Here is a 25,009-nt window from a genome sequence, read left to right as displayed (position 1 = left end):
GGGGTGGTACTGAGCATTCTCAATGGTTGCTGAGCGCAGCGAAGGATCTCGCGCCAGCAACACAGTGCTTGGTCGCTCTGTCAGGTCCTTCGCGGCACTCAGGATGACATGACCTAGGAAAGCGCATCCTTCAGCGCTTCGAGCGGCAGCAGCACGCACTCCTGTCGCGACTTGTGCGCGGCGACGGGCGCGAAGGCGTCGAACGGCTCGTGCGTCTCGCCGGGCTCCCGGCCCAGCGCACGGTCGGCATCGTGGCGCAGCTCGGCGATGCCGGCGGCGTCGCGGCCGACGGCGACGGCGGAGAGCGCGGAAGCCGAGGCCTGGCAGAGCAGACAGCCGCGCACCTGATGACCGATCTCGGTGATGCGCCCCTCTCCGTCGAGGCGCACGTCGAGGATCACGCGATCGCCACAGAGCGGGTTGTCGCGCCGCGCCGTCCTGGTCGGATTCTCGAGCTTACCGGCACCGGTCTTCGCCTTGGCGAGAGCGACGATGCGCTCCTGGTAGATCTGGTCGCTCATCGCAGCGTCTTCGCGGCGTGCGCGACGCCGGCCAGCAGCGCGTCGATGTCGCTGTTGTCGTTGTACGGCGCCATCGAGACGCGCGTCGTGCCGTCGAGATCGAAGCGGTCCATCAGCGGCTGTGCGCAATGGTGGCCAGCGCGTACGGCGACGCCGAACGAATCCAGGGTCTGCGCCACGTCGTGCGGATGCACGCCATCCAGCATGAAGGACACGACAGGATAGCGGTTCTGCAGACTCGCCGGTCCGAAGAGCTGCGTGCCGTCGATCTTCAGCAGTCCATCCATCAAGCGCTGCACCAGCGCCATCTCGTGATCGTGTGCACCCGCCCAATCAAGCGCCTGCATCCAGGCACAGGCGGCGCCCAGACCAATCGCTGGACCGATCGGGGGCGTCCCCGCCTCGAAGCGGCGCGGCGACGGCGCCCAGGTCGTTTCCGCAAGGCTCACTCGCCCGATCATCGAACCGCCGCCCATGAACGGCGGCATGGCGTCCATCAGCTCGGGGCGGCCCCACAGGGCGCCGATGCCGTTCGGTCCGTAGGCCTTGTGGCCCGCGAAGGCGTAGAAATCGATACCGAGCGACGGCAGGTCGAGCGGCCCGTGCGGCGCGCGCTGCGCGCCGTCGAGCATCACCATCGCGCCCACCGTCCTGGCGGCTTCGACGACGGCACGCACATCGAGCAGCGCGCCCGTCACGTTCGAAACGTGGGCCAGCGACACCAGTTTTGTGTTCGGCGTCAGCAGGCGCGGTAGAGCCGAGAGATCGATGCGGCCGTCGGTCGTGACCGGCAGCATGTCGAGCTCGATGCCCGAACGCGACCGCAGCAGCTGCCACGGCACGATGTTGGAATGATGCTCGAGTTCCGACAGCAGGATGCGGTCGCCCGGCTTCAGCAGTGAACCGTACGAGTAGGCGACGAGATTGATGGCCGCCGTACAGCCGCCCGTGAAGACGATCTCCATGGTTGGGACGCCGAGGAACGACGCGACCTGGGCGCGCGCGTTCTCATAGGACTCGGTAGCGCGTTCGGCCAGCCGATGCACGCCGCGCAGCACGTTGGCGCGACCGGTCGTCTCATAACGGCGCACGGCGTCGAGCACCGCGAGCGGCGTCTGTGCCGAGGCGCCATTGTCGAGATAATGGACCGGCAGCCCGTCGATGATTTCGGACAGGATCGGAAACTGGCCGCGGACGGCGGCGACGTCGAAGCTCATGCCACAATACTCATGCCGGTACCCTCGCCCGCCACGCGGCCAGCGCCTCGGGCGTGTCGATGTCGGTGATCGCCGCCTCGCCGGTCATCTCGACCTCGCAGACGAGATCGGCATGCTCGCCGATCAGGTGCTTGGCGCCGCTATCGCCGGACAGTTTCGCCATCTCGGGAAAAAAGCGCCGCGCCCACAGGACGGGATTGCCGCGCTTGCCAGCCACGGTCGGCACACAGATCGCGCGGCCCTCGACGGGGCTGAAGGCGGCCATCAGGCGATTGAGCAGCGGGCCACCCACTCCCGGCATGTCGCCGAGCTGAACGACCGCCGCATCCACCGCGGTCGACAGCGCGCCGATGCCCGTGCGCACCGAGGTGCTGAGGCCCTCGGCAAAATCCGGATTGGTGACGAAGCGCACGCGCGAGCGCGGCGGCACGGCTTTCTCGACCGCGGCGCGGACGTCGTCGGCCATGTGCCCCAGCACGACGACGACCTCGACCGCCTGCGAGGCGAGCGCCGCCGTCACCGCATGGACGACCAGGGGCGCGCCCTCGGCTTCGGCCAGCAACTTGTTCGGCCCGCCCATGCGCGTGGAGCGACCGGCTGCCAGAACCAGTACGGCAACCCTCGGTGCCTGCTGCGGCCCCGCTTCTTCCGAATCGCTCTCGTCGCGCGGCTGCGGGCGGCTGGGAATCTCGGCCAGCAGGCCACCCGATCCCATGCGCACGATCTCGGCGCGACCGACCGGCAGGCGCGCGGCGAGACGCTCCAGCACCATGTCGAAGCCGTTGTACTTGGGCGACTTGGCGCATCCCGGCAGGCCCAGCACCGGCTTGCCGTCCAGCTCGGCGGTGAGCAGCAGGTTGCCGGGATCGACCGGCATGCCGAAATGGATGACCTTGCCGCCCGCCGCTTCGATTCCGGCCGGCACAACGTCGTGGCGATCGACGATCGCCGAGGCGCCGGCAATGAGGAACAGGTCGCAACCCTCGGACTTCAGCTCGGCCAGCGCCTCGGCGATGGCGCCTGCCTCGTGCGCCACGCGGCGCTCGCCGTTGAGGGTGCTGCCGAGCGAGCTGAGCCGCTTGGTCGTCGTGTTCACTGCCTTGTCGAGGACCTTGTCGCGCGTGCCCGGCAACCGTGTCTGGACGAGGCCGGCGCGCATCGCCCGAAAGGGCGCCACGGAGATCATCGGGCGGTTGGCGGTCTTGGCGACGTCGACGGCGCGCGCGACGGCGGGGCGCGGTGCGCCGTAGGGAATGATCTTCACCGTTGCCACCATCTGGCGCGGCTCGACGCGCGCGAAGGGCGGCAGCGTCGCCACGGTCACCGATTCGTCCAGCTCGTTCAGCGCGTCGATGCGCTCCTGGTCGAGCACGGCGAGGCCGGCCTCGCGGGCGAAATGATTGCAGCGGCCGGTGAAGGCTGCGGTGACGTCGATCCCCTCACCCGCCAGCGCCCGTGCGACCGTCGCTGCGGCCTCGTCCTCGTGCATGTCATCGGCATCGAGGCGCGCGGCCACCACCGTCGAAACACCGGCTTGCTTCAGGCGCGCGATATCCTCGTCGGAGAGGATGCGACCCTTGGCGAAGTTGATCCCGTCGGCACGCCGGCTGTGCGCCAGGATGGCGCCGGCGGCCTCGTCGACCGGTGTCTCGCCGAATCTCACGCTGCAGCGACCTTCGGCGCCGAGAGCGCTTCGAGGCGGCGCGCGCGCACCTCGATGATCTGGCCCAGGATCGATACGGCGATCTCGGCCGGCGACTTGGCCCCGATGTTGAGGCCGACCGGCCCGTGCACTCGGGCGAACATTTCCTCGGTGATGCCGACCTCGGCCAGGCGCTCCTTGCGCTTGGCGTGAGTGCGCCGGCTGCCCAGCGCGCCAATGTAGAAGACGTCGGACTTGAGCGCCGCTTCGAGCGCCGGATCGTCGAGCTTGGGATCGTGCGTCAGGGTGACGACCGCGGTCGACACGTCGAGGCCCATCGCCTGGAAGGCCTCGTCGGCCCAGTCCTGGATGACCTTCACCCCGGGAAAGCGCTGGGTCGTGGCCCAGGCACCGCGGGGATCGACGACGGTGACATCGAACTCGAGCATGGCGGCCATCGGCGCCAGCGACTGCGCGATGTGCACGGCGCCGACGATGATCAGCCGCGGCGGCGGCACGTAGACGTTCAGGAAGATCTTGGCGCCGGCGACATCGATGGTCTCGCTCTTGCCGGTGTCCATGGCGCGGCGGGCTGCCGCCAGGATCTCGGCGTCGCTGGCCAGCTCGCCTTTGGCGCCGTCGCGATAGACCAGCGCTTCGGCGGCGTCGCTGAGGCGGGTGGCGAGCGTCACGGCCCGGCGCTTGACGCGTGCGTCCTGAAGGGCGGCGAGGGTTTCGGCTTTCATCGGATCAATTCACCTTCTCGACGAAGACCTGGACCTTGCCGCCGCAGGCGAGACCGACATCCCAGGCCTGCTCGTCGGTGACGCCGAAATCGAGCAGCCGCGGCTTGCCGTCCTTGATGGCGTCGAGCGCCTCCTTGACGACCGCGCCTTCGATGCAGCCGCCCGAGACCGAGCCCACCATGTTGCCGGCATCGTCGACGCCGAGCTGGCTGCCGACAGGACGCGGCGAGGATCCCCAGGTGACGATCACGGTGGCGACGGCGACGCCCTTGCCGTCGGCCTTCCACTTGCCGACCTGATCGAGAACTTCCAGCGCATCGCTCATGGTCTACTCCTTGCGAAGTTCGGTCTGCCAACCGGACAGGCGCTTGTCGGCGCCGACGGTCCGGGAACCCAGCGCCGCGATCAGGCCGGACAGGCTCTCCAGATTGTGGACGGGCCGGAATTCGTCGACGTGCGGCAGCATGGCCTTGTTGCCCTGAGACTTGGGCTCGTAGCCCCCGTACCGCAAGAGCGGGTTGAGCCAGATCATGCGTGAGCAGGACTTATGCAAGCGTTCCATTTCCTCATCCAGGCCGCTCGCGCCCTCGCGATCCAGCCCGTCGGTGATGAGAAGGACGACCGCACCCTGCCCCAGCACGCGGCGCGACCACTTGTTGTTGAATTCGTGCAGCGCCTGCCCGATGCGCGTGCCGCCCGACCAGTCCTCGACCTGCGCCGAGGCCTTCTGCAGCGCGATGTCGACGTCGCGGTTGCGCAAGGCCCGCGTCACGTTCGACAGGCGCGTGCCGAAGGTGAAGCAGTAGACGCGGTCGCGGTCGTTGGTGATCGCATGCATGAAATGCAGGAACATCCGCGTATAGCGGGCCATCGAACCGGAGATGTCGCACAGGATGACCAGCGGCGGCGGCCGGCGGCGCGGCTCGCGGCGGGCAAGCTCCGTTAGCCCCTCGGGCCGCATCGCGCGGCGCAGCGACGCCCGGAAATCGATCCGCGGTCCGCGCCGCGCCGGCTGATAGCGGCGCGTCCGCCGTTCCGGCACCGGCAGGCGCAAGCGTGAGATCGCCCGCAAGGCTTCGTCGATCTCGGCCTGCGACATCTGCTCGAAGTCGCGCGTCTGCAGAACTTCACGGTCCGACACGGTGAAGGTCGCCTCGACCTCGACTTCCGGCGGCTCCTCGGACTGTTCCGGCGGGGCTTCGCCCTGCCCCGGCTGCAGGGCTTCCTGCAGGCGGCGGCTGAGCTGCTTGCCCTTGTCCTGCTGCGCCGGCGCGTCGATCTGCGGCAGCAGCATGTCCATCATCTTCTCGAGCAGGCGCGGATTGCGCCAGTAGACGTGGAATGCCTGGTCGAAGATCTCGCGCTGGTCGCGGCGGTTCACGAAGACCGAATGGAGCGTCCAGTAGAAGTCGTCGCGATTGCGCAGGCCCGCGGCCTCCACCGCCTCGATGGCGCGCAGGATCTGCCCCGGACCGACCCGCAGGCCGGCCGTGCGCAAGGTCCGCGCGAAATGCACGATGTTGTTCGCGAGCTTGCCGTCGCGCGGCTCGCGTCCTGGAAGCCCGGCCGGCGGATCGGGCAGCGTGTCCATCACTTTTCTCTGTCTCTCGTCGCCAAGGTCCGCACGCAACCCACGCGTTGGTCTCGGGTCGCGGTCGGATCCATCAGAAGATGGCACGCCTCGATTTCCTGCGACACAAATCCCGCATTTCGCGGCAGATCGAATTTCTCTGACGCGGCGTGCGAGGACCAGATCAACTTGAGCCGGTTTCCTTCGGCCATTGCCAACGCCAGGTTGCCAACGATATCCAGCGAACAATGCTTGGACACACTTCCCCACGACCTTGCGATGCTGCCGTAAATCAACTCTCCATCGCTCTTGCGATAGTAGAGTTTTGCTGCCTCCGTAGGTGTGAAATGCGGAGGAGAAAAGGACACGAAGCGCTCTTCATTGGGCTCGGCAGTTTGCCGCGCCTCGGCATCAAGTATTTCCTGCGCTGCCGGATCGACCTTGAGATCGGGCACCGACTGCGGGCCGCCGATGACAAAGAGGATGTCGTGCTTCTCCGGTGTTCCCATGGCGAACACTGTCCTCCCTATCGCGCGATTGAAGCGCGCTAAGCTGCTGGGGATGGAGCCGACGATGGCGCTCCGGCAATTTGGCGGACTTTCCTGAGTACTATCTTCGAAGGCGAGGACAGCGACGCGCAGCGGCCACCTGGCCGGATCTGGTCGCGCGACACCAACCGCAGACCGCAAATATTCCTTTCTGAAAAGCTCGAGGAACGGGCCTTTGCTCGCGGGGTTCTCAAGGACCTCGGAGCGGCCCGGAACCGGCCCATTCAAAGCAAAGTACTCATACATCCTATTCAGGACTGCGAATGAGTCATCGACGACCCTCGCTGCCGCGTGGCCAACCGTCTCCGGTGGATTCAGCTTCCTGAATTTGCCTTGCTGGCGCTCCCACCGCTCCCAGTCTCCGGGCTTCCCCAGCTCTTGGGCTCTGGCGAACTCGGCATCGGCGTCTTGCCCGGCCGCCTCGTTGATCATGGCGAGCATATAGTGCTTCTCACCGTCACCGGGATCGGCACGAATCGCTGCTTCAGCACTCGCTCGCGCGTCGGCAAGTTCGCCAAGCTGCAGATATGTCAGCGCTAGTGAGTCCAGAAGATTTGGGCGATCCGCTACGTCCGAGGAGCAGTTTCCGGCCAGCACCGGTTCGCCGCGCCAGTATTTGGTCAGCGCGTCCCCGGTCTTGATCTCTTCCAGCGGCCCACCTCTAAGCGCATACAGCCAGCAGAAATTGTCCCTAACATCGTCGCATCGACTATAGGACAGGGCGTCAGCAGACTTGGTGTCCACGTAGGCGTGGTTGTCCTCGCCCTTGTCGAGCCAAGCAGAGGCGCGCAAACCGTATGCGCGAGTCCTATCGTCTCCCCATAGATTGAAATCATTCACAATTACATGATTGAAGTCTTCGATCGCTCGGTCATTGCGTCCGGCATGGAAGTTCGTGAGCCCTCTTTCGATGCGGGCACGACTGAAGCTGGGAGAGTCTCGCAGGGCCGCATCAAGGTCGTGCTGCGACTTCGCGTACTCGCCGATCTCTCGATATGCTGCTCCACGCTCTGTAAGCAGCAACGCTCGGCTGCTCGGATCCTCGGGGCGAGAGAAGCCGGATTTTGGATAGCCACTCCGCTCAAATTCTGCCTCGGCCTCGTCGAAATCGCGGATAGCCTGGAGCCAATCGCGCTTTGCTTTGTAGAAGCGGCCGCGCTGTTGGAGAGCGTTTCCCAGGGCAGCTTGGGCCTGCGAAGTCTGGATTTGAGAGGAAAGCCGTTTGATCTCGCCTTCGCCGGCCGTTGCGGCCTCCGAACGAGGCAATTTGCCTGAGACGCATAAATCAGCATCGGCATTCATCCGCGCCGCCACTGCACCGCTAAACGTCATCACAAACAGGAAAACGAGCGCAAACGGTCGCATGATTGCGCTCGCCTACCCCAGTGGCTGGGCGGCGATGTCGGACTTCACCTTGCGCAGGATCTCGGCCGCTTCCGAGCCCTGCAGGCGCTGGATGTCGTCCTGATACTTGAGCAGTACGCCCAGCGTGTCGTTGATGGTGCGTGGATCGAGATCGAGCACGTCGAGTTCGGACAAGGCCGTCGACCAGTCGATCGTCTCGGCCACGCCCGGCGCCTTGAACAGGTCGAGCTTGCGCAGTTCCTGGACGAAGCCCACGACTTGGCGCGACAGGCGCTCGCTGGCGCCCGGCGCCTTGACCTTCAGGATCTCCAGCTCGCGCTTGAGGTCGGGATAGTCGACCCAGTGATAGAAGCAGCGCCGCTTCAGCGCGTCGTGGATCTCGCGCGTGCGGTTTGACGTGATGATGACGATCGGCCGTTCCGCCGCCTTGATCGTGCCGAGTTCCGGGATCGTCACTTGGAAGTCCGACAGGACCTCGAGCAGATAGGCTTCGAACGGCTCGTCGGTGCGGTCCAGCTCGTCGATCAGCAGAATCGGGGCGCCGCCGACATGCGGCTGCAGCGCCTCGAGCAGCGGACGGCGGATCAGGAACTTCTCGTCGAAGATGTCGGCCGAGAGTTCGCCACGGTCGTGCACGCCCTGCGCTTCGGCCAGGCGGATCTCGATCATCTGGCGGGCGTAGTTCCACTCGTAGACCGCCGAGGCGACGTCGAGGCCCTCGTAGCATTGCAGGCGGATCAGCGGCCGCTTCAGGGTCTCGGCCAGTACCTTGGCGATCTCGGTCTTGCCGACGCCGGCCTCGCCTTCGCAGAACAGCGGACGGCCCAGCTTGAGGGCGAGGTAGAGGACCGTGGCGAGGCTGCGGTCGGCGATGTAATTGCCGCCCTGCAGCAGCTCGACAGTGGCGTCGATGGACGCCGGAATGGGCGAAGGCATGAAACTCCCGCGAAAACTCGAGGCACCGAAGGGCTCAGTGTAGCGGATGCCCCGGCGCGCCGATATGCTGGGAATTGCCAGATAATTCAAGGATTTGGGAGGAAGGCATGGAGAGCGAACCGTTCCGGGGCCGGATCGCGATCGTCACCGGCGGCGCACGGGGTATCGGCCTCGCCTGCGCCGCCAAGATTACCGCAGGCGGCGGGCGGGTCGCGCTGTGGGACCGCGATCCCGAGCGCGCGATGCAGTCCGCCGAGACGCTCAAGGGCGCGGTCGCCATCGCCGTCGACGTGACCAGCGAGGCGGACGTCGCCAGGGCACTGGCCGAAACCGAGCAATTGCTGGCGCCGCCGGACATCCTGGTCGCCAGCGCCGGCATCACCGGCCCCAACACGACCGTGGCCAAATATCCCGTCGATGCCTGGCGGCAGGTGATCGACATCAACCTGACCGGTGTCTTCCTGACCAACCGCGTCGTTGTCGACGGCATGGTGCAGCGCGGCTGGGGCCGAATCGTCAACATCGCTTCGGTGGCCGGCAAGGAAGGCAATCCCAATGCCTCGGCCTACTCCGCCTCGAAGGCCGCCGTCATCGGTCTCACCAAGTCGCTCGGCAAGGAACTTGCTACGACCGGCGTGCTGGTGAACTGCGTCGCGCCGGCGGTGGTGAAGACGGAATTGTTCAGCCAGATGACCGAGCAACACATCAACTACATGCTGTCCAAGATCCCGATGAATCGCTTCGGCGAGGTCGAGGAAGTGGCCGAGATGGTGGCCTGGCTCGCCTCTTCCCATTGCACCTTCGCGACGGGTGCGGTTTTCGATCTCTCTGGCGGACGGGCTACCTACTGATGTCTCTTCATGAACTCACCCTGACCGAACTCTCCGCCGGCCTCGCCGGCAAGCGCTTCTCCTCGCGCGAGGTGATCGACGCATTGCTGGCGCGCATCGAGAAAGCCGACGGCAAGCTGCACGCCTTCACGGAGGTCTACGCGAAGGAAGCCCGTGCGATCGCCGACGGCGCCGACACCGCCCGCGCCTCGGGCTTCCCGCTGCCGCCGCTGCATGGCCTGCCCGTCGCCTACAAGGATCTCTGCGACATTGCCGGCCGTATCGGCACCGGCGGTTCCAAGATGTGGGAGAAGCGCGTCGCGACCGAGACCTCGAACACGGTCGAGCGCCTGACCGCGGCCGGCATGATCCCGCTCGGCAAGCTGCACATGGTCGAGTTCGCCTTCGGCGGCTGGGGCACCAACCCGCTGATGGGCACGCCGTGGAACCCGTGGGACCTCGAGACCCACCGCACGCCCGGCGGCTCGTCGAGCGGCACCGGGGTCGCCGTGGCCGCTCGCCTCACGCCCGCGGGCATCGGCAGCGACACCGGCGGCTCGGTGCGCATCCCCTGCGCCTTCAACGGGCTGGTGGGCCTCAAGGTCACGTTCGGCCGCATCGGCCTGCACGGCACGATGCTGCTGTCGTGGACGCTCGACTCGATCGGGCCGATGGCGCGTTCGGTCGAGGATTGCGCCCTGATGCTCAATGCGCTGGCCGGTCCCGATCCGCGCGATCCGACGACGCTGGGTCAGCCGCTCGAGGATTTCACCGCCGCGACCAAAGGCGGCTCGATCGAGGGCCTGCGCATCGCCCTGCCCGACGTCTCCGCGCTGCCGGCCTGCGATCCCGACGTGATCGAGGCCTGGCAGGCTTCGGCGAAGAAACTGGAGGAGCTCGGCGCCATCGTCGAGCCGGTGAAGATCCCCGAATGGTACTTCAATCTCGGCGTTGGCGCGGGCTCGATCTCGGCTTCGGAACTCTGGTCGCTGCATCGCGGCTGGATCGAGGACATGAACCAGCCGATCGGTGCGGGCGTGCGCGGCCGCGCGATGGCAGTCAAGACTTTCCCCCCGGCCCTCTATGCCGAGGAACTGCGCCGCATGGCCGCCCGCCGTGCGGCCTTCAATGCCTGGATGGCGCCCTACGACGCGCTGCTCACGCCGGCGCTGGCCTCGGGTGCGATTCCCGTCACCGAGGTCGACGAGACCTCGCCCGCCATCTCGCTGATGACCCGCCCCGGCAACTATCTCGGCCTGTGCGGCCTCTCGCTGCCGAACGGCTTCTCGAACGGCCTGCCGATCGGCCTCCAGCTGTTAGGCAAGCCCTATGCCGAGGGCACGGTGCTCAAGATCGGCAAGGCGCTGCAGGACGCGACGGACTTCCATAAGCGCACGCCCGACCTGTCGGCGCTGGGTCTGTAGCCGGGGGCGCGCCACTCCAGTGGCGAGTCTTCTGTTGCGACACCGCATGAGGCGCCACTGGAGTGGCGCGCCCCCAGCGTCAACGCCGCTGCGGCATGCCCTGTGGCACGACGGTCTGCACGAGCGAGGCGTCGAGCGCTTCGTAGTCGTGGTAGCGGATCGTGTCGTAGAGTTCCTGCCGCGTCTGCATGCGGTCGATCACGTTCTGGGTGCCGCCGTCGCGCTGGATCGCCGCGTACACTCCCTCCTGAGCCTTGTTGGCGGCGCGCAGGGCCGAGACCGGCCAGATCACCATCCGGTAGCCCATCGCCTCGAACTCGGACGCGGTGAAGAACGGCGTGCGGCCGAACTCGGTCATGTTGGCCAGGAGCTTCACACCGGGCATGGCCTTGGCAAAGGCACGGAACATGTCGGCGTTGGTGAGCGCCTCGGGGAAGATCGCATCGGCGCCGGCTTCGAGATACAGACGGGCACGGGCCACCGCGCCGTCGATCCCCTCGCTCGCCGCCGCGTCGGTGCGGGCGACGATCACGAGATTGCGCCGGGCCTTCCGCGCAGCCGCGACCTTCGCCGCCATGTCGTGCGGCGCGGCGAGCTTCTTGTCGTTGAGGTGGCCGCACTTCTTCGGCAGGAGCTGGTCCTCGAGATGGACGGCGGCGGCACCCGCCTCCTCGAACGCCCGCACCATGTGCATGACGTTCAGCGCCTCGCCATAGCCGGTGTCGCCATCGACCAGGACCGGCAGGCCCGAGGAGCGCGCCACCTGGCGGATGAAGAAGCACACCTCGTCGACCGTGATGACGCCGAGATCGGGCAGGCCCATCGAGGACGACATGGCGGCGCCCGAAAGATAGAGCGCCTCGAAGCCGGCGCGTGCCGCCTGGAGGGCCGCGATGCCGTTATAGGCGCCGGGCATGCGCAGGATCTGCGGCCGCTCGAGCAGTTTCCGGAATCGGGCGCCGGCCGGCTCCGTCGGAAGATCGGCGGCAACGAGATAGGGCATGTTCCCTCCCCTCAGCTCTTCTGCGGCTTGCGGCCCTGGAGGCCGACCATGAGGCCGGCGGCGATGATCACGCCGGTTCCGAGCCATGTATAGAAGTCGGGCACCTCGGCGAACATGAGGTAGCCCACGACGACCGAGCCGATCATCTGCGTATAGTTGAACGGCGCCACGAAATTCGCCGAGGCATAGGTCATGGCCTTGGCGACGCAATAGTGTCCGAGCGCGCCCAACGCCCCCAGCGAGCAGAGCAATGCCCAGTCCATGCCGCTCACCGGCGTCTTCCAGTGGAAAGGCAGCCAGACCGACATGAGGATGGCGCCCAGCAGCACGCTGTAGAAGATCGAGGTGGCGGGCGCATCGATGCCCGCGAGCCGCCGGATCAGGATCTGGTACAGCGCGTAGCAGGCCGCGCTGCACAGCAGCAGCAGCGACTGCCACTGGAACACCGCGCTGCCCGGCCGGATCACGATGAGCACGCCGGCAAAGCCCACGATGACCGCGGCCATCCGGAAGAAGGTGATGCGCTCGCCGAGCAGCGGCCAGGCCAGCAGCACGACCGCGAGCGGTGCCACGAAAGTGACGGCGATCGCTTCCGCGACCGGAATCGATTTGACCGCCGAAAAGAAGAACAGCGTGGACAGCAGCATCGTCACCGAGCTGACGAACTGCGTGCCGATGCGCCGCGTGCGCAGCAGGCCGAGCCCCATGCGCGGCATGAACACCGCGGCCACCAGCACCAGGTGCAGGATGATGCGGAACCAGACGATCTCCTGCGGGTCGTAGGTGGCGGCCAGCAGCTTCACCAGCCCGTTCATGATCGGGAACAGGGCGCAGGCCGTGCACATGAAGAGCACGCCCAGCAGGGGTCGCGACGACCGGCTGGGCGCCTGGATTTCGGCCATCCGCAAGCCTCAGCGCAGGAAGCGCTCGAGCGAGCCCAGCAGCAGCGTTCCGCCGGTCGCGATCACGATCAGCGAGGCGGCGATGGCGGTGAAGCGCCCGATCTCCTGCGAGCGCCCCTCGGCGATGATCAGCCGGTGCGCCACCATCGAGGCCATGCCGATGGCGGCCAGGGTGATCGCCATGCCGAGCGCGATGGCGATCACACCGACCACGCCCGCCCACAGCACGTCGAGCGCGATCGAGAGCAGGATGATGATCAGGGCGCCGGCGCAGGGTGCAATGCCGGCCGCCGTCAGCAGCAGCCAGCCGGCGATCGTGCGCTGCGGCGCCTCTCGGCCGTGGTCGTGATGGTGGTGGCCGTGGTCATGATCGTGGTGATGATGGTCGTGACCATGGGCGTGCCCATGACCATGCCCATGCCCATGACCATGATCGTGATGGTCGTGGTCGTCGCCATGCCAATGTTCGTGTAGGCGGCCGGTGATGCCGGCCCACAGACGCCAGAATCCCACCAGCACGATCAGCGTATAGGAGACGATCTCGACGTTGCGCACCTCGCGCAGCGCCCCCAGCAGGCCGACGGTCGAGGAGAGTTTCAGCGCGCCGGCCAGCAGCAGCGCCGCCAGCGTGTGGGTGAAGGCGATCCAGCCGCCGGCGAAAACGCCCTCGATCCAGGCGCGCGGCCGGCTGCTGTCGAGGAAGTAGGCCACCACGACGGCCTTGCCGTGACCCGGCCCCAGCGTGTGCACGACGCCATAGCCGAAACAGACCGTCACGAGCGTCCACAGGGCCAGCGATCCGGTCCCCGACTGCACGTCGCGCAGCGAGGTCGAGAGGACCTGGTTGATGCGGCGCTGGTACTCGGCCGAATAGCGCGCCAGTTCGGCGACACCGTCGCTGAACACCAGGGCGCCTCCCAGGGCAACGAGCAGGAGGAGGCCCACCCACAGGAAGGGCGAGCGGAGAGCGGAAGTTCTCAGGGAAGTTGGCATGTCACCACGTCGGCAAAGAAGGGATAGCCGCGCACAAATTCCGACTTGTGTGTCGGATGCTTGCCCAGCGTGCAGCCGGCCGGAACCGAACCCTTGTCGACCTCGATGCGGATGAAATCCTCGGGATCGTAGGTGGCGATCGACACCAGCTTGGACGGCTGAGGCAGCGCGAAGCGCATGACGTAGACGAGATTGCGCGCCCCCTGCTTGCGCGGCACGCCCGGCGCATCGGCACGCTTGTTGGCCGGCATCGGCATGCCGGCATTGTCGCCGGCGTTGCGGTCCCATTCCGGCGGAACGAAGCTCGCCGGATCGTCGATGCGTGCAGAAAACTGCGGCGCCTTGGGCGGCCGGAAGTCCTTTCCGCCGGTGTTGATCCAGCTCAGGTACCCGTCCTTGCCGAGCTCGGGCATCATCTCGTCGGCGAGCAGCTTGGCTTCGCGGGCGGAGACCTTGCCGTTCTTGTCCTCGTCGATCAGCGGAATCTCGACTTCGCTGGAAAACGGGTCGAAGCGCCATTCGATCTCGACATGCGTGTATTTTCCGTCCTTGGCAATCATGCGCACGACCTGCTGGACGACGATGTGCGGATGGGCCAAGGCAAGCGACGGCGCCAGCAGCGCCAGGGCGGCCACGACCGGGGCGAGAAGCCGCCTCACGCGCCGTCCTGGTGCGGAACGGGGCGCGGCTTGCCCTCCTCGTCGATCGCCACGAACACGAAGGTGCCGTGGGTGACGCGCAGGTCGGTTTCCTCGTGGCGGCGCTGGACCACGGTTTCGAGCCCGATGGTGATCGACGTACGGCCGACCTTCACGACTTCTCCGTAGATCGACACCATGTCTCCCACCTTGATCGGCTGGACGAAGGTCATGGCCGTGATCGCCACCGTGGCCACCCGCCCCTTCGCCACCCGGGCCGCGAGCGACCCGCCCGCGATGTCCATCTGGCTCAGCACCCAGCCGCCGAAAATGTCGCCATTTCCGTTCATGTCGGCGGGCTGCGGGACGGTCCTTACGATGGGATCGCGGCGACTTTCGGACATCAATTCCTCACCGGATGTGGTTGCTTTCACGCGTTTTTGCTACCATACCCATGCCGGACCGGCCACCCAGCGATCCCCTCGCGCGGCCGCGGAAAGACAAGAAGCAGGCATGGCACGAAACGGCGATCTCTTCGATCGGTCTGGCGGCGGCAAGCGTGCCGCGGGGCCGAAGGAAAATTCCTACACGGCGAGCGACATCGAGGTGCTGGAGGGGCTGGAACCCGTCCGCAAGCGCCCCGGCATGTATATCGGCGGCACCGATGAACGGGCCATGCATCATCTCGTGGCCGAGATCCTCGACAATTCGATGGACGAGGCCGTCGCCGGCCATGCCGACACGATCTGGCTGGAGATGCTCCCGGGCAACTACGTCGCGGTGCGCGACAACGGCCGCGGCATGCCGGTCGATCCGCATCCGAAGTTCAAGAACAAGTCGGCGCTGGAAGTGATTCTCACGACGCTGCACGCCGGCGGCAAGTTCAACAGCAAGGTCTACGCCACCTCCGGCGGGCTGCATGGCGTCGGCGCCTCGGTCGTCAATGCGCTGTCGGACGACCTCGTCGTGGAGGTCGCGCGCGATCGCCAGGCCTGGACCCAGAGCTTCTCGCGCGGCCTTCCGGTCTCGAAGCTCAAGTCGGCCGGCCCGGCGCCCAACCGGCGCGGCACGACGGTCACCTTCCATCCCGATCCCGAGATCTTCGGCAAGCAGCAGTTCGTGCCCGAGCGCCTGTACCGCATGGTGCGCTCCAAGGCCTACCTGTTCCGCGGCGTCGAAATCCGCTGGAAATGCGACAAGTCCCTGCTCCCCAAGAGCGGCGAGATTCCCGAGGAAGAGACGTTCCGCTTCCCCAACGGCCTGAAGGACTATGTCACGTCCGAGATCGGCCAGCGGCCGACCGTCGTGCCCCAGCCCTTCGCCGGTGAGGCCAAGAGCGAGAGCAACGGCAAGGTCGAGTGGGCGGTCTGGTGGCCGAACGACGAGGAAGGCTTCGTCCGCTCCTACTGCAACACCGTGCCGACCGCCGAGGGCGGCACGCACGAATCGGGTTTCCGCAGCGCGCTGGTGCGCGGCCTCAAGCGCTATGCCGAGCTGACCGGCAACCGCAAGGGCTCGGTCATCACCGCCGACGACGTGATCGACGGTTCGGCGGCCCTCGTCTCGGTGTTCATCGAGCAGCCGCAGTTCCAGGGGCAGACCAAGGAAAAGCTGGTCAGCGTCGAGGCGACCAAGATCGTCGAGACGATCGTCGGCGACAATTTCGAGCACTGGCTGATCGGCGACAAGGAAGCCGGCAACGTCCTGCTGGAGCATGTCGTCGCCAAGGCCGAGGAGCGGCTGCGCCGCCGTCAGGACCGCGAACAGCAGCGCAAGACCGCGACGCGCAAGCTGCGCCTGCCGGGCAAGCTCGCCGACTGTTCGAGCTCGGCCTCGATCGGCACCGAGATCTTCCTGGTGGAGGGCGATTCCGCCGGCGGCTCGGCCAAGGCCGCGCGCAACCGCGAGACCCAGGCCATCCTGCCGCTGCGCGGCAAGATCCTGAACGTGGCCAGCGCCACGTCCGAGAAGATGCGTGAGAACCAGGAGATCCAGGATCTCATCCAGGCGCTGGGCTGCGGCGCCGGCGCCCACTACAACGACGACCGCCTGCGCTACGAGCGGGTCATCATCATGACCGACGCCGACGTCGACGGCGCCCATATCGCCTCGCTGCTGATGACGTTCTTCTATCGCGAGATGCCGAAGCTGATCGAGAACGGGCATCTGTTCCTGGCGCAGCCGCCGCTCTTTCGCATCAGCAAGGGCGGCCGCACCGAGTACGCCCAGGACGACGCCCAGAAGGACGAGCTGGTGCGGACGGTGTTCAACGGCAAGGCCGACATCACCCGCTTCAAGGGCCTGGGCGAGATGCAGTCCGTGCATCTGCGGGAAACCACCATGGATCCGAGCAAGCGGGTGCTGCTGAAGGTCGACGTGCCGCTGATCACGGGCACCGAGCCGGAGGGCCGGATCGAGGACATGCGCACCCGAACGCTCGTCGAGGACCTGATGGGGCGCAAGCCCGAGAAGCGCTATGCCTTCATCCAGGAGAACGCCCGCTTCGCCCGCGACCTCGACGTGTGAGGCTGCTTACGCGGGGCTTACGCGCCGCACGCAAAATTGTGACATCCCGGGAGCTGTATTCCGGGCGTATGATAGCCGGATAATCCGCGGAGGAGTTTGCCCAATGCGTTTCAGGTCCAAGATCGCCGCCGCCCTTCTGGCGGTCGCCGCCCTTCCGGCCGCGGCCTATGCAGCCGTGATCGGTGGCACCTACTACGCGGTGCAATATGACTATCGCGAATTCTTCGCCGCCACCGACGGCAAGAACTTCCAGGTCGTGCTCCAGGGCAATCCCTTCCCCGGCACCGATCCGGCAGTGGTTGCGCGTGACCTGCTGCCGATGATGCAGGCGGCCAAGCCGATGCCGCGGCTCACCTTCACCTACGAGACGCCGGCGGAGAAGCCGCGGCCCGACTACCGCCTCATGCTGGTCTTCGACCCGGCGAACGATCTCAACAGCGATTCGGTCTGCAAGGGCACCGTGCGCTTCAAGCCCGGCAAGCCCGGCATCTTCAACGTCTATGCCATCTACTGCCGCAACGACATGACGATGTCCGAGACGACGGCCTGGACGCCCGCGAACGGCCCGAACGATCCGCGCATCGGCGAGCTCTTCCGCGAACTGTTCATGGTCGTCTTCTCGGACTCGCCGTCTCTCCGCCCCAACCAGGGCGGCGGCATGGGCCGCTTCTAGCGGTCCCCGGCACAGGCAAGCGCTCCACAGGGAACTTCTGCTAACCAGACGGCAATGGCCGTCTGGTATTCCCTCCTCGATCTCGCCCTTTCCCGCCTCGATGCGGAGGCCGCCCATGGCCTCGCCATCCGTGCCCTCAAGACTGGCCTGCTGCCAGGCGATGGACGCGCCGATGCCGCCTCGCTGGCGACCACGGTGTGGGGCCGTTCGCTGCCCAACCCGATCGGGCTTGCCGCCGGCTTCGACAAGAATGCCGAGGTCGCCGATGCCATGCTGGCCCAGGGCTTCGGCCTGGTGGAGATCGGCAGCGTCACGCCGCGTCCGCAGGAGGGCAATCCGCGCCCCCGCCTGTTCCGCCTGTCCCAGGATCGCGGCGTCATCAACCGCATGGGCTTCCCCGGGCACGGGCTGGAGGCCGCCCGCGCCCGCTTGGCCGCCCGGCCGCGCTGCGGCTTCGTCGGTGTCAATGTCGGCGCCAACAAGGACAGTGTCGATCGCGCCGCCGACTACGTGACCGGCTGCGTGGCACTGGCACCCTATGCCGATTACCTCGTCTGCAATGTCTCCTCGCCCAATACGCCGGGCCTGCGCAACCTGCAGGGCCGGACCGAACTCGCGGGATTGCTGAAGCGCGTGCAGGACGCGATCGCCGCCAAGCCGGTCCCGCTGGTGGTCAAGATCGCCCCCGACGCGACCGACGAGGATCTCGACGACATCGTCTTCGTCTGCCGAGACCTCAAGCTGGACGGCATCATCATCGGCAACACGACCCTCTCCCGGCCGGCTTCTCTGAAGTCCGAGCGGCGCGCCGAGACCGGCGGCCTGTCCGGCGCCCCGCTCACGACCCTGTCGACCGAGGTACTGCGCAAGACCGCCCAGCGCGTCGAGCGGCAGTTCCCGCTGATCGGCTGCGGCGGGGTCGGCTCGGGAGCAGACGCCTATGCGAAGATCCGCGCCGGCGCCACGCTGGTGCAGCTCTATTCGGCCATGGTCTACGAAGGCCCGCCGCTGATCCGCCGCATCAAGGACGAGCTGGCAGCCTTGCTGGCCCGCGACGGCTTTCCTTCGGTCGCGCACGCCGTCGGTGTGGACGTTCGGGCCTAGCAAGCTGTCGAAATGGGTTTTTGCAGGTTCCGGCAAGAAAGATTGCGTCGCCAACGGTACCAAAATACCTCAACCGGCGGGTGCGACTCTCATTTCGTTTGATTCGTTTATTTCGGTTATTTCGTTTATTTACCGAGATCTGATTTTTCCAACGGCCGACCGGGCCTCGTCGCATCGCGAAAATCTAAACCGCAGACGCCGGGCTATCGAGCCCATACACTCCCGCTCAGGGAGATAAACCGTGCCGCTCTGGATACCGATCACCGTCGCTGCCGCTCTGTGTCAGAACATCCGCACGACGATGCAGCAGAAGATCCGCGGCATCCTGAGCGTCGATGGCGCCAACTTCGTCCGCTACCTCTACGGTGCCCCGCTGGCGCTCGGCATGCTGGCCTTCCTGGTCTTCGCGACCGGCCGGCACGTGCCGTCGATCTCGCTGTATTTCCTCCTGCTGGTGACGATCGCGGGCGTGGCCCAGATCATCGCGACCTCGCTGATGATCCACGCCTTCTCGCTCCGCAACTTCGCGGTCGGCACGGTCTATTCCAAGACCGAGACGGTGTTCGTCGCCCTGTTCGCCACCTTCATCGCGGGCGAACCGCTGAAGCTCGGCGCATGGGCCGGCATCCTCGTCTGCCTGGGGGGCGTGGCCATCCTGAGCGTGCGCGGGAAGTTCTCCGACGTGCGCGGCGTGCTGGCCGACCTCACGCACAAGGGGGCGATGTACGGCATCCTGTCGGGCGCGATCTTCGCCATCGCCGCCGGCACGATCCGCGAGGCCTCCAAGCTCCTGCCCGAAGGCGACTTCATGGTGCGCGGTATCACCGTGCTGGCCTGCATGAACACCATCCAGGTCATCCTGATGGCGCTGTACCTGTCGCGGCGCGACCGGCCGCAGCTTTCCAAAGTCTGGTTCAACTGGCGATCCTCGATCTGGGTCGGCATCTTCAGCGTGCTGGGATCGGCCGGCTGGGCGCTGGCCATGACGCTGGAGAATGCCGCCCTGGTGCGCGCGGTCGGCCAGATCGAGCTGGTCTTCACCTTCATCTCCTCCCGCCTCATCCTCAAGGAGCGGCCGTCCCTCGGCGAGTGGATCGGCAGCCTCCTGGTGGTCGGCGGGGTCGTTCTCATCCTCGCAACACGGTGACCCGATGACAGACATGACGAGGCCGCTCGACGGCCTGCGCATCCTCGACTTCTCGACCACGATTGCCGGCCCGCATTGCAGCCGCCTGCTCGCCGACATGGGTGCCGACGTCGTGAAGGTCGAATCGCCGGAGGGTGACCTGATGCGCTCGCGACCGGTGCAGCGCGACGGGTTCAGCACGATGTTCGGCCAGCTCAATGCCGGCAAGAAGTCGATCGTGCTCGATCTCAAGAAGCCGGAAGCGGTGGCCGCCATCAAGAAGCTGGCCGCCACGGTCGACATCCTGGTCGAGAACTATCGTCCCGGCGTCATGAAGCGGCTGGGCCTCGACTATGCCGAGCTGTCCAAGGTCAATCCGCGGCTGATCTACTGCGCCATCTCGGGCTACGGCCAGACCGGACCCGGCGCCGGGCGCCCCGCCTACGCCCCCGTCATCCATGCCTCGACCGGCTACGACATGGCGCACCTGTTCTACCAGCAGGGCCGCCAGCGCCCCGACAATTGCGGGATCTTCGTCGCCGACTATGCCAGCGGCGCCTATGCCATGGGCGCGATCCTCGCGGCGGTCCACCAGCGCCATGCCACCGGCAAGGGCCAGATGGTCGACGTGTCGATGTTCGAGACACTGGTCGGCATGCTGCTGGGCGAGGTCAACCGGGCGCAGTTCGACTTCGAGATGCCGTCGCGGCCGATGTATGGCCCGATCGAGGCCAGCGACGGTTACGTGATGCTGGCGACCGCCAGCGAGAAGACCTTCCAGGACATGGCGACCGCGGCCGGCCGCCGCGACTGGCTGACCGATCCGCGCTTCGAGAAATATCATGAGCGGCGGATGAACTGGGGAGTGCTGGTCGACGAGCTGGAGGAGTGGTCGAAGAAGATGAGCGTAAAGGAGGTCGTCGCGGCGCTGGAGAAGCACGGCGTGCCCTGCTCGCCCTACGTCACGGTCACCGAGGCTTTGCAGGACCCGCAGGTCGAGCATCGCGGCTCGCTGTGCACCATCGAGGACGGCGGCGGCACCTACAAATCGCCCGCGCCGCCCTTCCGCTTCTCCGGCTCGCCGCTGCAGAGCGGCCCCAAGGTTGCCGCACTTGGCGAAGACACCACGACCGTGCTGGCGCAAGCCGGCCTGACGCCCTCCGAAATCGAGGCCCTGGTAAAATGATCGATCCGCGTACCCCCATCCTGGTCGGCGCCGGCCAGATCACCGACACGGTCGGCGCGCCCTCGAGCGAACGTTCGAGGGTGGCCTTCTGCGCCGAGGCGGCCAACCTGGCGCTCGAAGACACGCAGGCCGCCATCGGCGGGCACGCGCTCGGCCATCTGGTCGATGCCATCGCCGTCATGGAATTCTTCAGCGACATCAGCCCGCGCTTCGCCTCGCCCTTCGGACGGTCGAGCAACCCGCCACAGAGCGTCGCCAACCGGCTGCACGCCGACCCCAAGCAGCTGCTGTACACGCACTCGGGCGGCAACATGCCCCAGTATCTGGTGAATAAGTTCGCCGAGCAGATCGCCAGGGGCGAGACCGAGCTTGCCCTGATCTGCGGCGCCGAGCTGCTGCGCAGCACGCAGAACGCCCGCCGCGCCAACATGAAGATCGACTGGAACGAGGATCCGGGCGGCGGCGAGCCGACGCGCATCGGCGATCCGCGCTTTGGGTTCAGCGAAGAGGAGGCGCGCCACGACCTGCGCGCCGCCATCCACTTCTATCCGCTGCTGGAGAACGCCATTCGCGGCGGGCTGAAGCGCGACGTGGACAGCCACATGAAGGCAATGGGGCGCCTGTTCGAACGCCTCGCCGCGGTGGCCAAGGACAATCCCCTGGCGACCCGCCGCGAGGGCTATAGCGCCGAAGCCCTGTCGACGATCTCCCCCGACAATCGCTGGATCTGCTTCCCCTATCCGCGCCTGATGAACGCCAATGCCATCATCGACCAGGCGGCCGCCGTGCTCGTCACTTCGGTGGAGAAGGCTCGCGAATGGGGTATCCCGCAGGACCGCTGGGTGTTCCTGCACGGCTGCGCCGACGGCACCGACACCTGGGTCGTGTCGGAGCGCGACAAGCTCGACGCCTCCCCGGCGATCCGAGGCTGTGCCCGCATCGCCCTCGACATGGCCGGCAAGAAGGTCGCCGATGTCGACGCCTTCGACCTCTACAGCTGCTTCCCCTCGGCCGTCGAAGTCGCGATGACCGAGATCGGCATCGCCCAGGACGATCCGCGCCCGATCAGCGTGACCGGCGGCCTGCCGTTCTTCGGCGGCCCCGGCAACAACTACGTCACCCACTCGATCGCCGAGATGATGAACGTGGTGCGGGCCAAGCCCGGCTCCTTCGGCATGGTGACCGCCAACGGCAACTATCTCACCAAGCACTCGGCCGGCCTCTATTCGACCGAGCCCACCAAGGGAGCCTGGAAGCGAGAGGATCCGAAGAAGTTCCAGGCCGAACTCGACGCCCTTCCCAGGCGCCGGGTCGAAACCAAGCCCACGGGCACCGGCACCATCGAGACCTACTGCGTCACCTACGGCAAGGATGCGCCCGAACGCGGCTACATCCTGGGTCGCCTCGACAGCAGCGGCGACCGCTTCGTCGCCATGACCCCGGACGATCCTGCTCTGGTCGCCGACATGCTGACCCGCGAGCAGCTCGGGCGTAAGGTCTCGGTCTCCGAAGCGGGCGGCCGCAACCTCTTCCGCCCCGTCTGAGGCGGTCGCATATGACTCGAGGGTCCTTCCCTTCGCTCAGGATGACAGCATTTTCTTGGTCAGCGCACTGCGTCGATCCCGCAATATCGTCATCCTGAGCGAAGCGAAGGACCTTTCTCTTCCTTGAAGTGAGGAATCCATGCCGAACGTCCTGAGTGCGGCACAGACTGCCGAGTTCAACGAGAAAGGCTTCACCTATGCGCGCGGCCTGTTCGCGCCGGACGAGGTGAAGCTGCTGACCCGCGCCATGGAGGAAGACCCTGCCGTGCGTGACAGCATCCTCGATCGTCGCGACGGCGAGGGCCGCTCGACGCGCATCGCGCTCTGGAACCGGGCCGGCGATAGCGTCTACGGGCTCGCCGCCCGGGTGCGGCGCATGGTCGACACATCGGCTTCGCTGCTGGGCGGGCCGGTCTATCACTACCAGTCGAAGCTGACGGCCAAGGAACCGGAGGTCGGCGGCGCCTGGGAATGGCACCAGGATTACGGCTACTGGTACTACAATGGCTGCCTGCGCCCCGACATGCTCTCGATCATGATCGGTCTGGACCGAACCAACCGCGAGAATGGCTGCCTGCAGATCGCCACCGGCTCTCACAAGCTCGGCCGCATCGACCACACGCCGCTGTCGCCGACACAGAACGAGGTCGATCCCAAGCGCTTGCCGCACATCCTCAAGAAGTGCCCGGTCGAGTATTGCGAGCTGGAGGCCGGCGACGCGCTGATCTTCCATTGCAACGCGATCCATCGCTCTGACGCCAACCGCTCGCCCAACCGGCGCTGGACCCTGCTGATCTGCTACAATCGCGTCGACAACGACACCTTCACCAGGGTCGACGACCGCTACTACGTGCCGCTCGAACCGGTCGACGACGACGCGATCCGCCGCGCCGGCCTGCGCTTCGCCCGCGGCGACGGACAGGAGCATTTCGCCAGCAAGCCCTACGTCCCGGACCTGCGGAAGGCGTCGTAGATCATGGCAGGGCCCCGGTTGATCGAAATCCTGCTCAAGCAGCGCGAAGCACAGCTCAAGGACGGGGCACCAACCGCCGAGCAGCGCATCGACCGGCTCGATCGCTGCATCGGCCTCCTGATCGACCGCCGGCGCGATATCGAAGCAGCCCTCACCGCCGATTTCGGCGCGCGCTCCCCCACGGTGACCGCCTTTGCCGACGTCGCCAGCTCGATCGGCCCGCTGAAGCATGCGCGCGACCATCTCAGGCGCTGGATGAAGACCGAGCGGCGCCGCACGACGCCGCGCATCCTGGGCTTCCTGGGCGCGAAGGCCGAGATCCGCCACCAGCCCAAGGGCGTGGTCGGCGTGATCAGCCCGTGGAACTTCCCCGTGAACCTCACCTTCGCCCCGCTGGCCGGCGTTCTCGCCGCCGGCAACCGTGCGATGATCAAGCCGTCGGAGACGACGCCGGCCACGTCCGAACTCTTGAAGCAGATGTTCGCCAGCGCCTTCGACGAGAGCGAGATCGCCGTGGTCACCGGCGGCCCGGAGGTCGGGCAGGCCTTCTCGGCCCTGCCCTTCGATCATCTGGTCTTCACGGGCGCGACGTCGATCGGCCGCCACGTCATGCGCGCAGCCGCCGAAAACCTCGTGCCGTTGACACTGGAATTGGGCGGCAAGAGCCCCGTCGTCGTCGGCCGCTCGGCCGACATGGGCGTGGCCGCTGCGCGGATCATGAACGGCAAGACGCTCAACGCCGGCCAGATCTGCCTGGCGCCCGACTATGTGCTGGCGCCGGCCGACCGCCTCCCCGACTTCGTCGCCGCGGCAAAGGCGTCCGTCGGACAGATGTTCCCGAGCATCCGCGAGAGCCCGGACTACACCGCGATCGTCACCGACCGGCACTATGCGAGGCTGATGGACTATCTCGACGATGCGCGGGCCAAGGGCGCGGAGATCGTCGAGATCAATCCCGGCGCCGAGGACCTGCGCCAGCAACCGCACAGGCGCATCGCGCCGACGCTGATCCTCAATCCGACCGACGACATGAAGGTCATGCAGGAGGAGATCTTCGGGCCGCTGCTTCCGGTGAAGGCCTATGGCGACGTGCAGCAGGCCATCGACTACATCAACGCCCACGACCGACCGCTCGGCCTGTATTATTTCGGCAGCGACGCGGCGGAACGCGACCGCGTGCTCGACGGCACGACGTCAGGCGGCGTGACGGTGAACGACGTGGTGATGCATGTCGCCCAGGAGGAGCTGCCGTTCGGCGGCATCGGCCCGGCCGGCATGGGCGTCTATCACGGCTATGACGGATTCCGTGAGTTCAGTCACCGCAAGTCGATCTATCACCAGATCAAGTGGGATCTGGCCCCGCTTCGCATGCTGCGGCCGCCCTATGGCGCGGGGCTCGCGAAGTATCTGGGGATGCAGATCAAGCGGTAACTGCCAGAACGACGGCGACGCTCACTGTCATCCTGAGCGCAGCGAAGGATCTCACGTCAGCCACGGAGTCGTGTGGCCGCCCCGTCGGGTCCTTCGCTACGCTCAGAACGA

The 25,009-nt window shown here is 66.6% G+C and carries 23 protein-coding genes; 10 read left to right on the top strand and 13 right to left on the bottom strand.

Annotated elements, in window-relative coordinates:
* Window positions 1–113 precede the first annotated feature (113 nt).
* From ACP15H_RS09270 to ACP15H_RS09235, 8 genes are read right to left on the bottom strand one after another with little or no spacing between them, the layout of a single operon-like run.
* Window positions 114–521 (bottom strand): iron-sulfur cluster assembly scaffold protein, encoded by a 408-nt coding sequence (locus ACP15H_RS09270; protein WP_425065907.1) that lies wholly within the window; start codon window positions 519–521, stop codon window positions 114–116.
* A complete protein-coding gene (locus ACP15H_RS09265; protein WP_425065906.1) occupies window positions 518–1,738 on the bottom strand; it encodes an aminotransferase class V-fold PLP-dependent enzyme in 1,221 nt (406 codons plus the stop codon). The genes ACP15H_RS09270 and ACP15H_RS09265 overlap by 4 nt, the downstream gene beginning before the upstream one ends.
* 10 nt (window positions 1,739–1,748) lie before the next feature.
* A complete protein-coding gene (locus ACP15H_RS09260) occupies window positions 1,749–3,401 on the bottom strand; it encodes an NTP transferase domain-containing protein (protein ID WP_425065905.1) in 1,653 nt (550 codons plus the stop codon).
* Window positions 3,398–4,126 (bottom strand): XdhC family protein, encoded by a 729-nt coding sequence (locus ACP15H_RS09255; protein WP_425065904.1) that lies wholly within the window; start codon window positions 4,124–4,126, stop codon window positions 3,398–3,400. Before ACP15H_RS09255 ends, ACP15H_RS09260 begins: the two co-directional genes overlap by 4 nt.
* 4 nt (window positions 4,127–4,130) lie before the next feature.
* Window positions 4,131–4,451 (bottom strand): XdhC family protein, encoded by a 321-nt coding sequence (locus ACP15H_RS09250; RefSeq protein WP_230548836.1) that lies wholly within the window; start codon window positions 4,449–4,451, stop codon window positions 4,131–4,133.
* 3 nt (window positions 4,452–4,454) lie between these two features.
* On the bottom strand, window positions 4,455–5,717 hold the full coding sequence (locus tag ACP15H_RS09245; RefSeq protein WP_425065903.1) for a vWA domain-containing protein: 1,263 nt from the start codon (window positions 5,715–5,717) through the stop codon (window positions 4,455–4,457).
* A complete protein-coding gene (locus ACP15H_RS09240) occupies window positions 5,717–7,609 on the bottom strand; it encodes a tetratricopeptide repeat protein (RefSeq protein WP_425065902.1) in 1,893 nt (630 codons plus the stop codon). Before ACP15H_RS09240 ends, ACP15H_RS09245 begins: the two co-directional genes overlap by 1 nt.
* Before the next feature lie 12 nt (window positions 7,610–7,621).
* Window positions 7,622–8,545, bottom strand: coding sequence for an AAA family ATPase (locus ACP15H_RS09235; protein ID WP_425065901.1), 924 nt, complete (start codon window positions 8,543–8,545; stop codon window positions 7,622–7,624).
* 107 nt (window positions 8,546–8,652) lie between these two features.
* Between ACP15H_RS09235 and ACP15H_RS09230 the strand changes: the two genes are divergently transcribed.
* Both ACP15H_RS09230 and ACP15H_RS09225 read left to right on the top strand, forming a co-directional pair.
* Complete coding sequence (locus tag ACP15H_RS09230; RefSeq protein WP_425065900.1) at window positions 8,653–9,396, top strand: SDR family NAD(P)-dependent oxidoreductase; 744 nt, start codon at window positions 8,653–8,655, stop codon at window positions 9,394–9,396.
* Window positions 9,396–10,799, top strand: a complete 1,404-nt coding sequence (locus ACP15H_RS09225) for an amidase (RefSeq protein WP_425065899.1) — start codon at window positions 9,396–9,398, stop codon at window positions 10,797–10,799. Before ACP15H_RS09230 ends, ACP15H_RS09225 begins: the two co-directional genes overlap by 1 nt.
* A gap of 79 nt (window positions 10,800–10,878) precedes the next feature.
* Here ACP15H_RS09225 and prpB read toward each other — a convergent pair whose 3' ends face one another.
* The 5 genes from prpB to ACP15H_RS09200 all read right to left on the bottom strand — a co-directional run bounded on the left by prpB (window position 10,879) and on the right by ACP15H_RS09200 (window position 14,739).
* The gene (prpB, locus tag ACP15H_RS09220) at window positions 10,879–11,802 is read right to left on the bottom strand and encodes a methylisocitrate lyase (protein WP_425065898.1); all 924 of its coding nucleotides are present in this window, start codon (window positions 11,800–11,802) and stop codon (window positions 10,879–10,881) included.
* Between the two features lie 11 nt (window positions 11,803–11,813).
* Window positions 11,814–12,704 (bottom strand): DMT family transporter, encoded by an 891-nt coding sequence (locus ACP15H_RS09215; RefSeq protein WP_425065897.1) that lies wholly within the window; start codon window positions 12,702–12,704, stop codon window positions 11,814–11,816.
* 9 nt (window positions 12,705–12,713) lie between these two features.
* Window positions 12,714–13,610, bottom strand: coding sequence for a hypothetical protein (locus ACP15H_RS09210; RefSeq protein ID WP_425065896.1), 897 nt, complete (start codon window positions 13,608–13,610; stop codon window positions 12,714–12,716).
* A 71-nt stretch (window positions 13,611–13,681) separates the two neighbouring features.
* Complete coding sequence (locus ACP15H_RS09205; protein WP_425065895.1) at window positions 13,682–14,356, bottom strand: DUF1007 family protein; 675 nt, start codon at window positions 14,354–14,356, stop codon at window positions 13,682–13,684.
* A complete protein-coding gene (locus tag ACP15H_RS09200) occupies window positions 14,353–14,739 on the bottom strand; it encodes an acyl-CoA thioesterase (RefSeq protein ID WP_298317830.1) in 387 nt (128 codons plus the stop codon). Before ACP15H_RS09200 ends, ACP15H_RS09205 begins: the two co-directional genes overlap by 4 nt.
* A gap of 109 nt (window positions 14,740–14,848) precedes the next feature.
* On the opposite strand from ACP15H_RS09200, the gene parE reads away from it, so the two are divergent.
* The 8 genes from parE (at window position 14,849) to ACP15H_RS09160 (ending at window position 24,898) form a co-directional block, all read left to right on the top strand.
* A complete protein-coding gene (gene parE / locus ACP15H_RS09195) occupies window positions 14,849–16,861 on the top strand; it encodes a DNA topoisomerase IV subunit B (protein ID WP_425065894.1) in 2,013 nt (670 codons plus the stop codon).
* Between the two features lie 103 nt (window positions 16,862–16,964).
* Window positions 16,965–17,534, top strand: coding sequence for a hypothetical protein (locus ACP15H_RS09190; RefSeq protein WP_425065893.1), 570 nt, complete (start codon window positions 16,965–16,967; stop codon window positions 17,532–17,534).
* Window positions 17,535–17,588: 54 nt separating this feature from the next.
* Window positions 17,589–18,638, top strand: a complete 1,050-nt coding sequence (locus ACP15H_RS09185; RefSeq protein ID WP_425065892.1) for a quinone-dependent dihydroorotate dehydrogenase — start codon at window positions 17,589–17,591, stop codon at window positions 18,636–18,638.
* Window positions 18,639–18,879: 241 nt separating this feature from the next.
* On the top strand, window positions 18,880–19,785 hold the full coding sequence (locus tag ACP15H_RS09180) for a DMT family transporter (RefSeq protein WP_425065891.1): 906 nt from the start codon (window positions 18,880–18,882) through the stop codon (window positions 19,783–19,785).
* Window positions 19,786–19,789: 4 nt separating this feature from the next.
* Window positions 19,790–20,950, top strand: coding sequence for a CaiB/BaiF CoA transferase family protein (locus ACP15H_RS09175; protein WP_425065890.1), 1,161 nt, complete (start codon window positions 19,790–19,792; stop codon window positions 20,948–20,950).
* On the top strand, window positions 20,947–22,494 hold the full coding sequence (locus tag ACP15H_RS09170) for an acetyl-CoA acetyltransferase (RefSeq protein ID WP_425065889.1): 1,548 nt from the start codon (window positions 20,947–20,949) through the stop codon (window positions 22,492–22,494). The genes ACP15H_RS09175 and ACP15H_RS09170 overlap by 4 nt, the downstream gene beginning before the upstream one ends.
* Before the next feature lie 139 nt (window positions 22,495–22,633).
* On the top strand, window positions 22,634–23,467 hold the full coding sequence (locus tag ACP15H_RS09165; protein WP_425065888.1) for a phytanoyl-CoA dioxygenase family protein: 834 nt from the start codon (window positions 22,634–22,636) through the stop codon (window positions 23,465–23,467).
* A gap of 3 nt (window positions 23,468–23,470) precedes the next feature.
* The gene (locus ACP15H_RS09160; protein ID WP_425065887.1) at window positions 23,471–24,898 is read left to right on the top strand and encodes a coniferyl aldehyde dehydrogenase; all 1,428 of its coding nucleotides are present in this window, start codon (window positions 23,471–23,473) and stop codon (window positions 24,896–24,898) included.
* Window positions 24,899–25,009: the final 111 nt, after the last annotated feature.

Source organism: Reyranella sp. (genome assembly GCF_965249915.1).
Classification (GTDB): domain Bacteria; phylum Pseudomonadota; class Alphaproteobacteria; order Reyranellales; family Reyranellaceae; genus Reyranella.
This window is presented reverse-complemented; position numbering and strand designations above follow the sequence as displayed.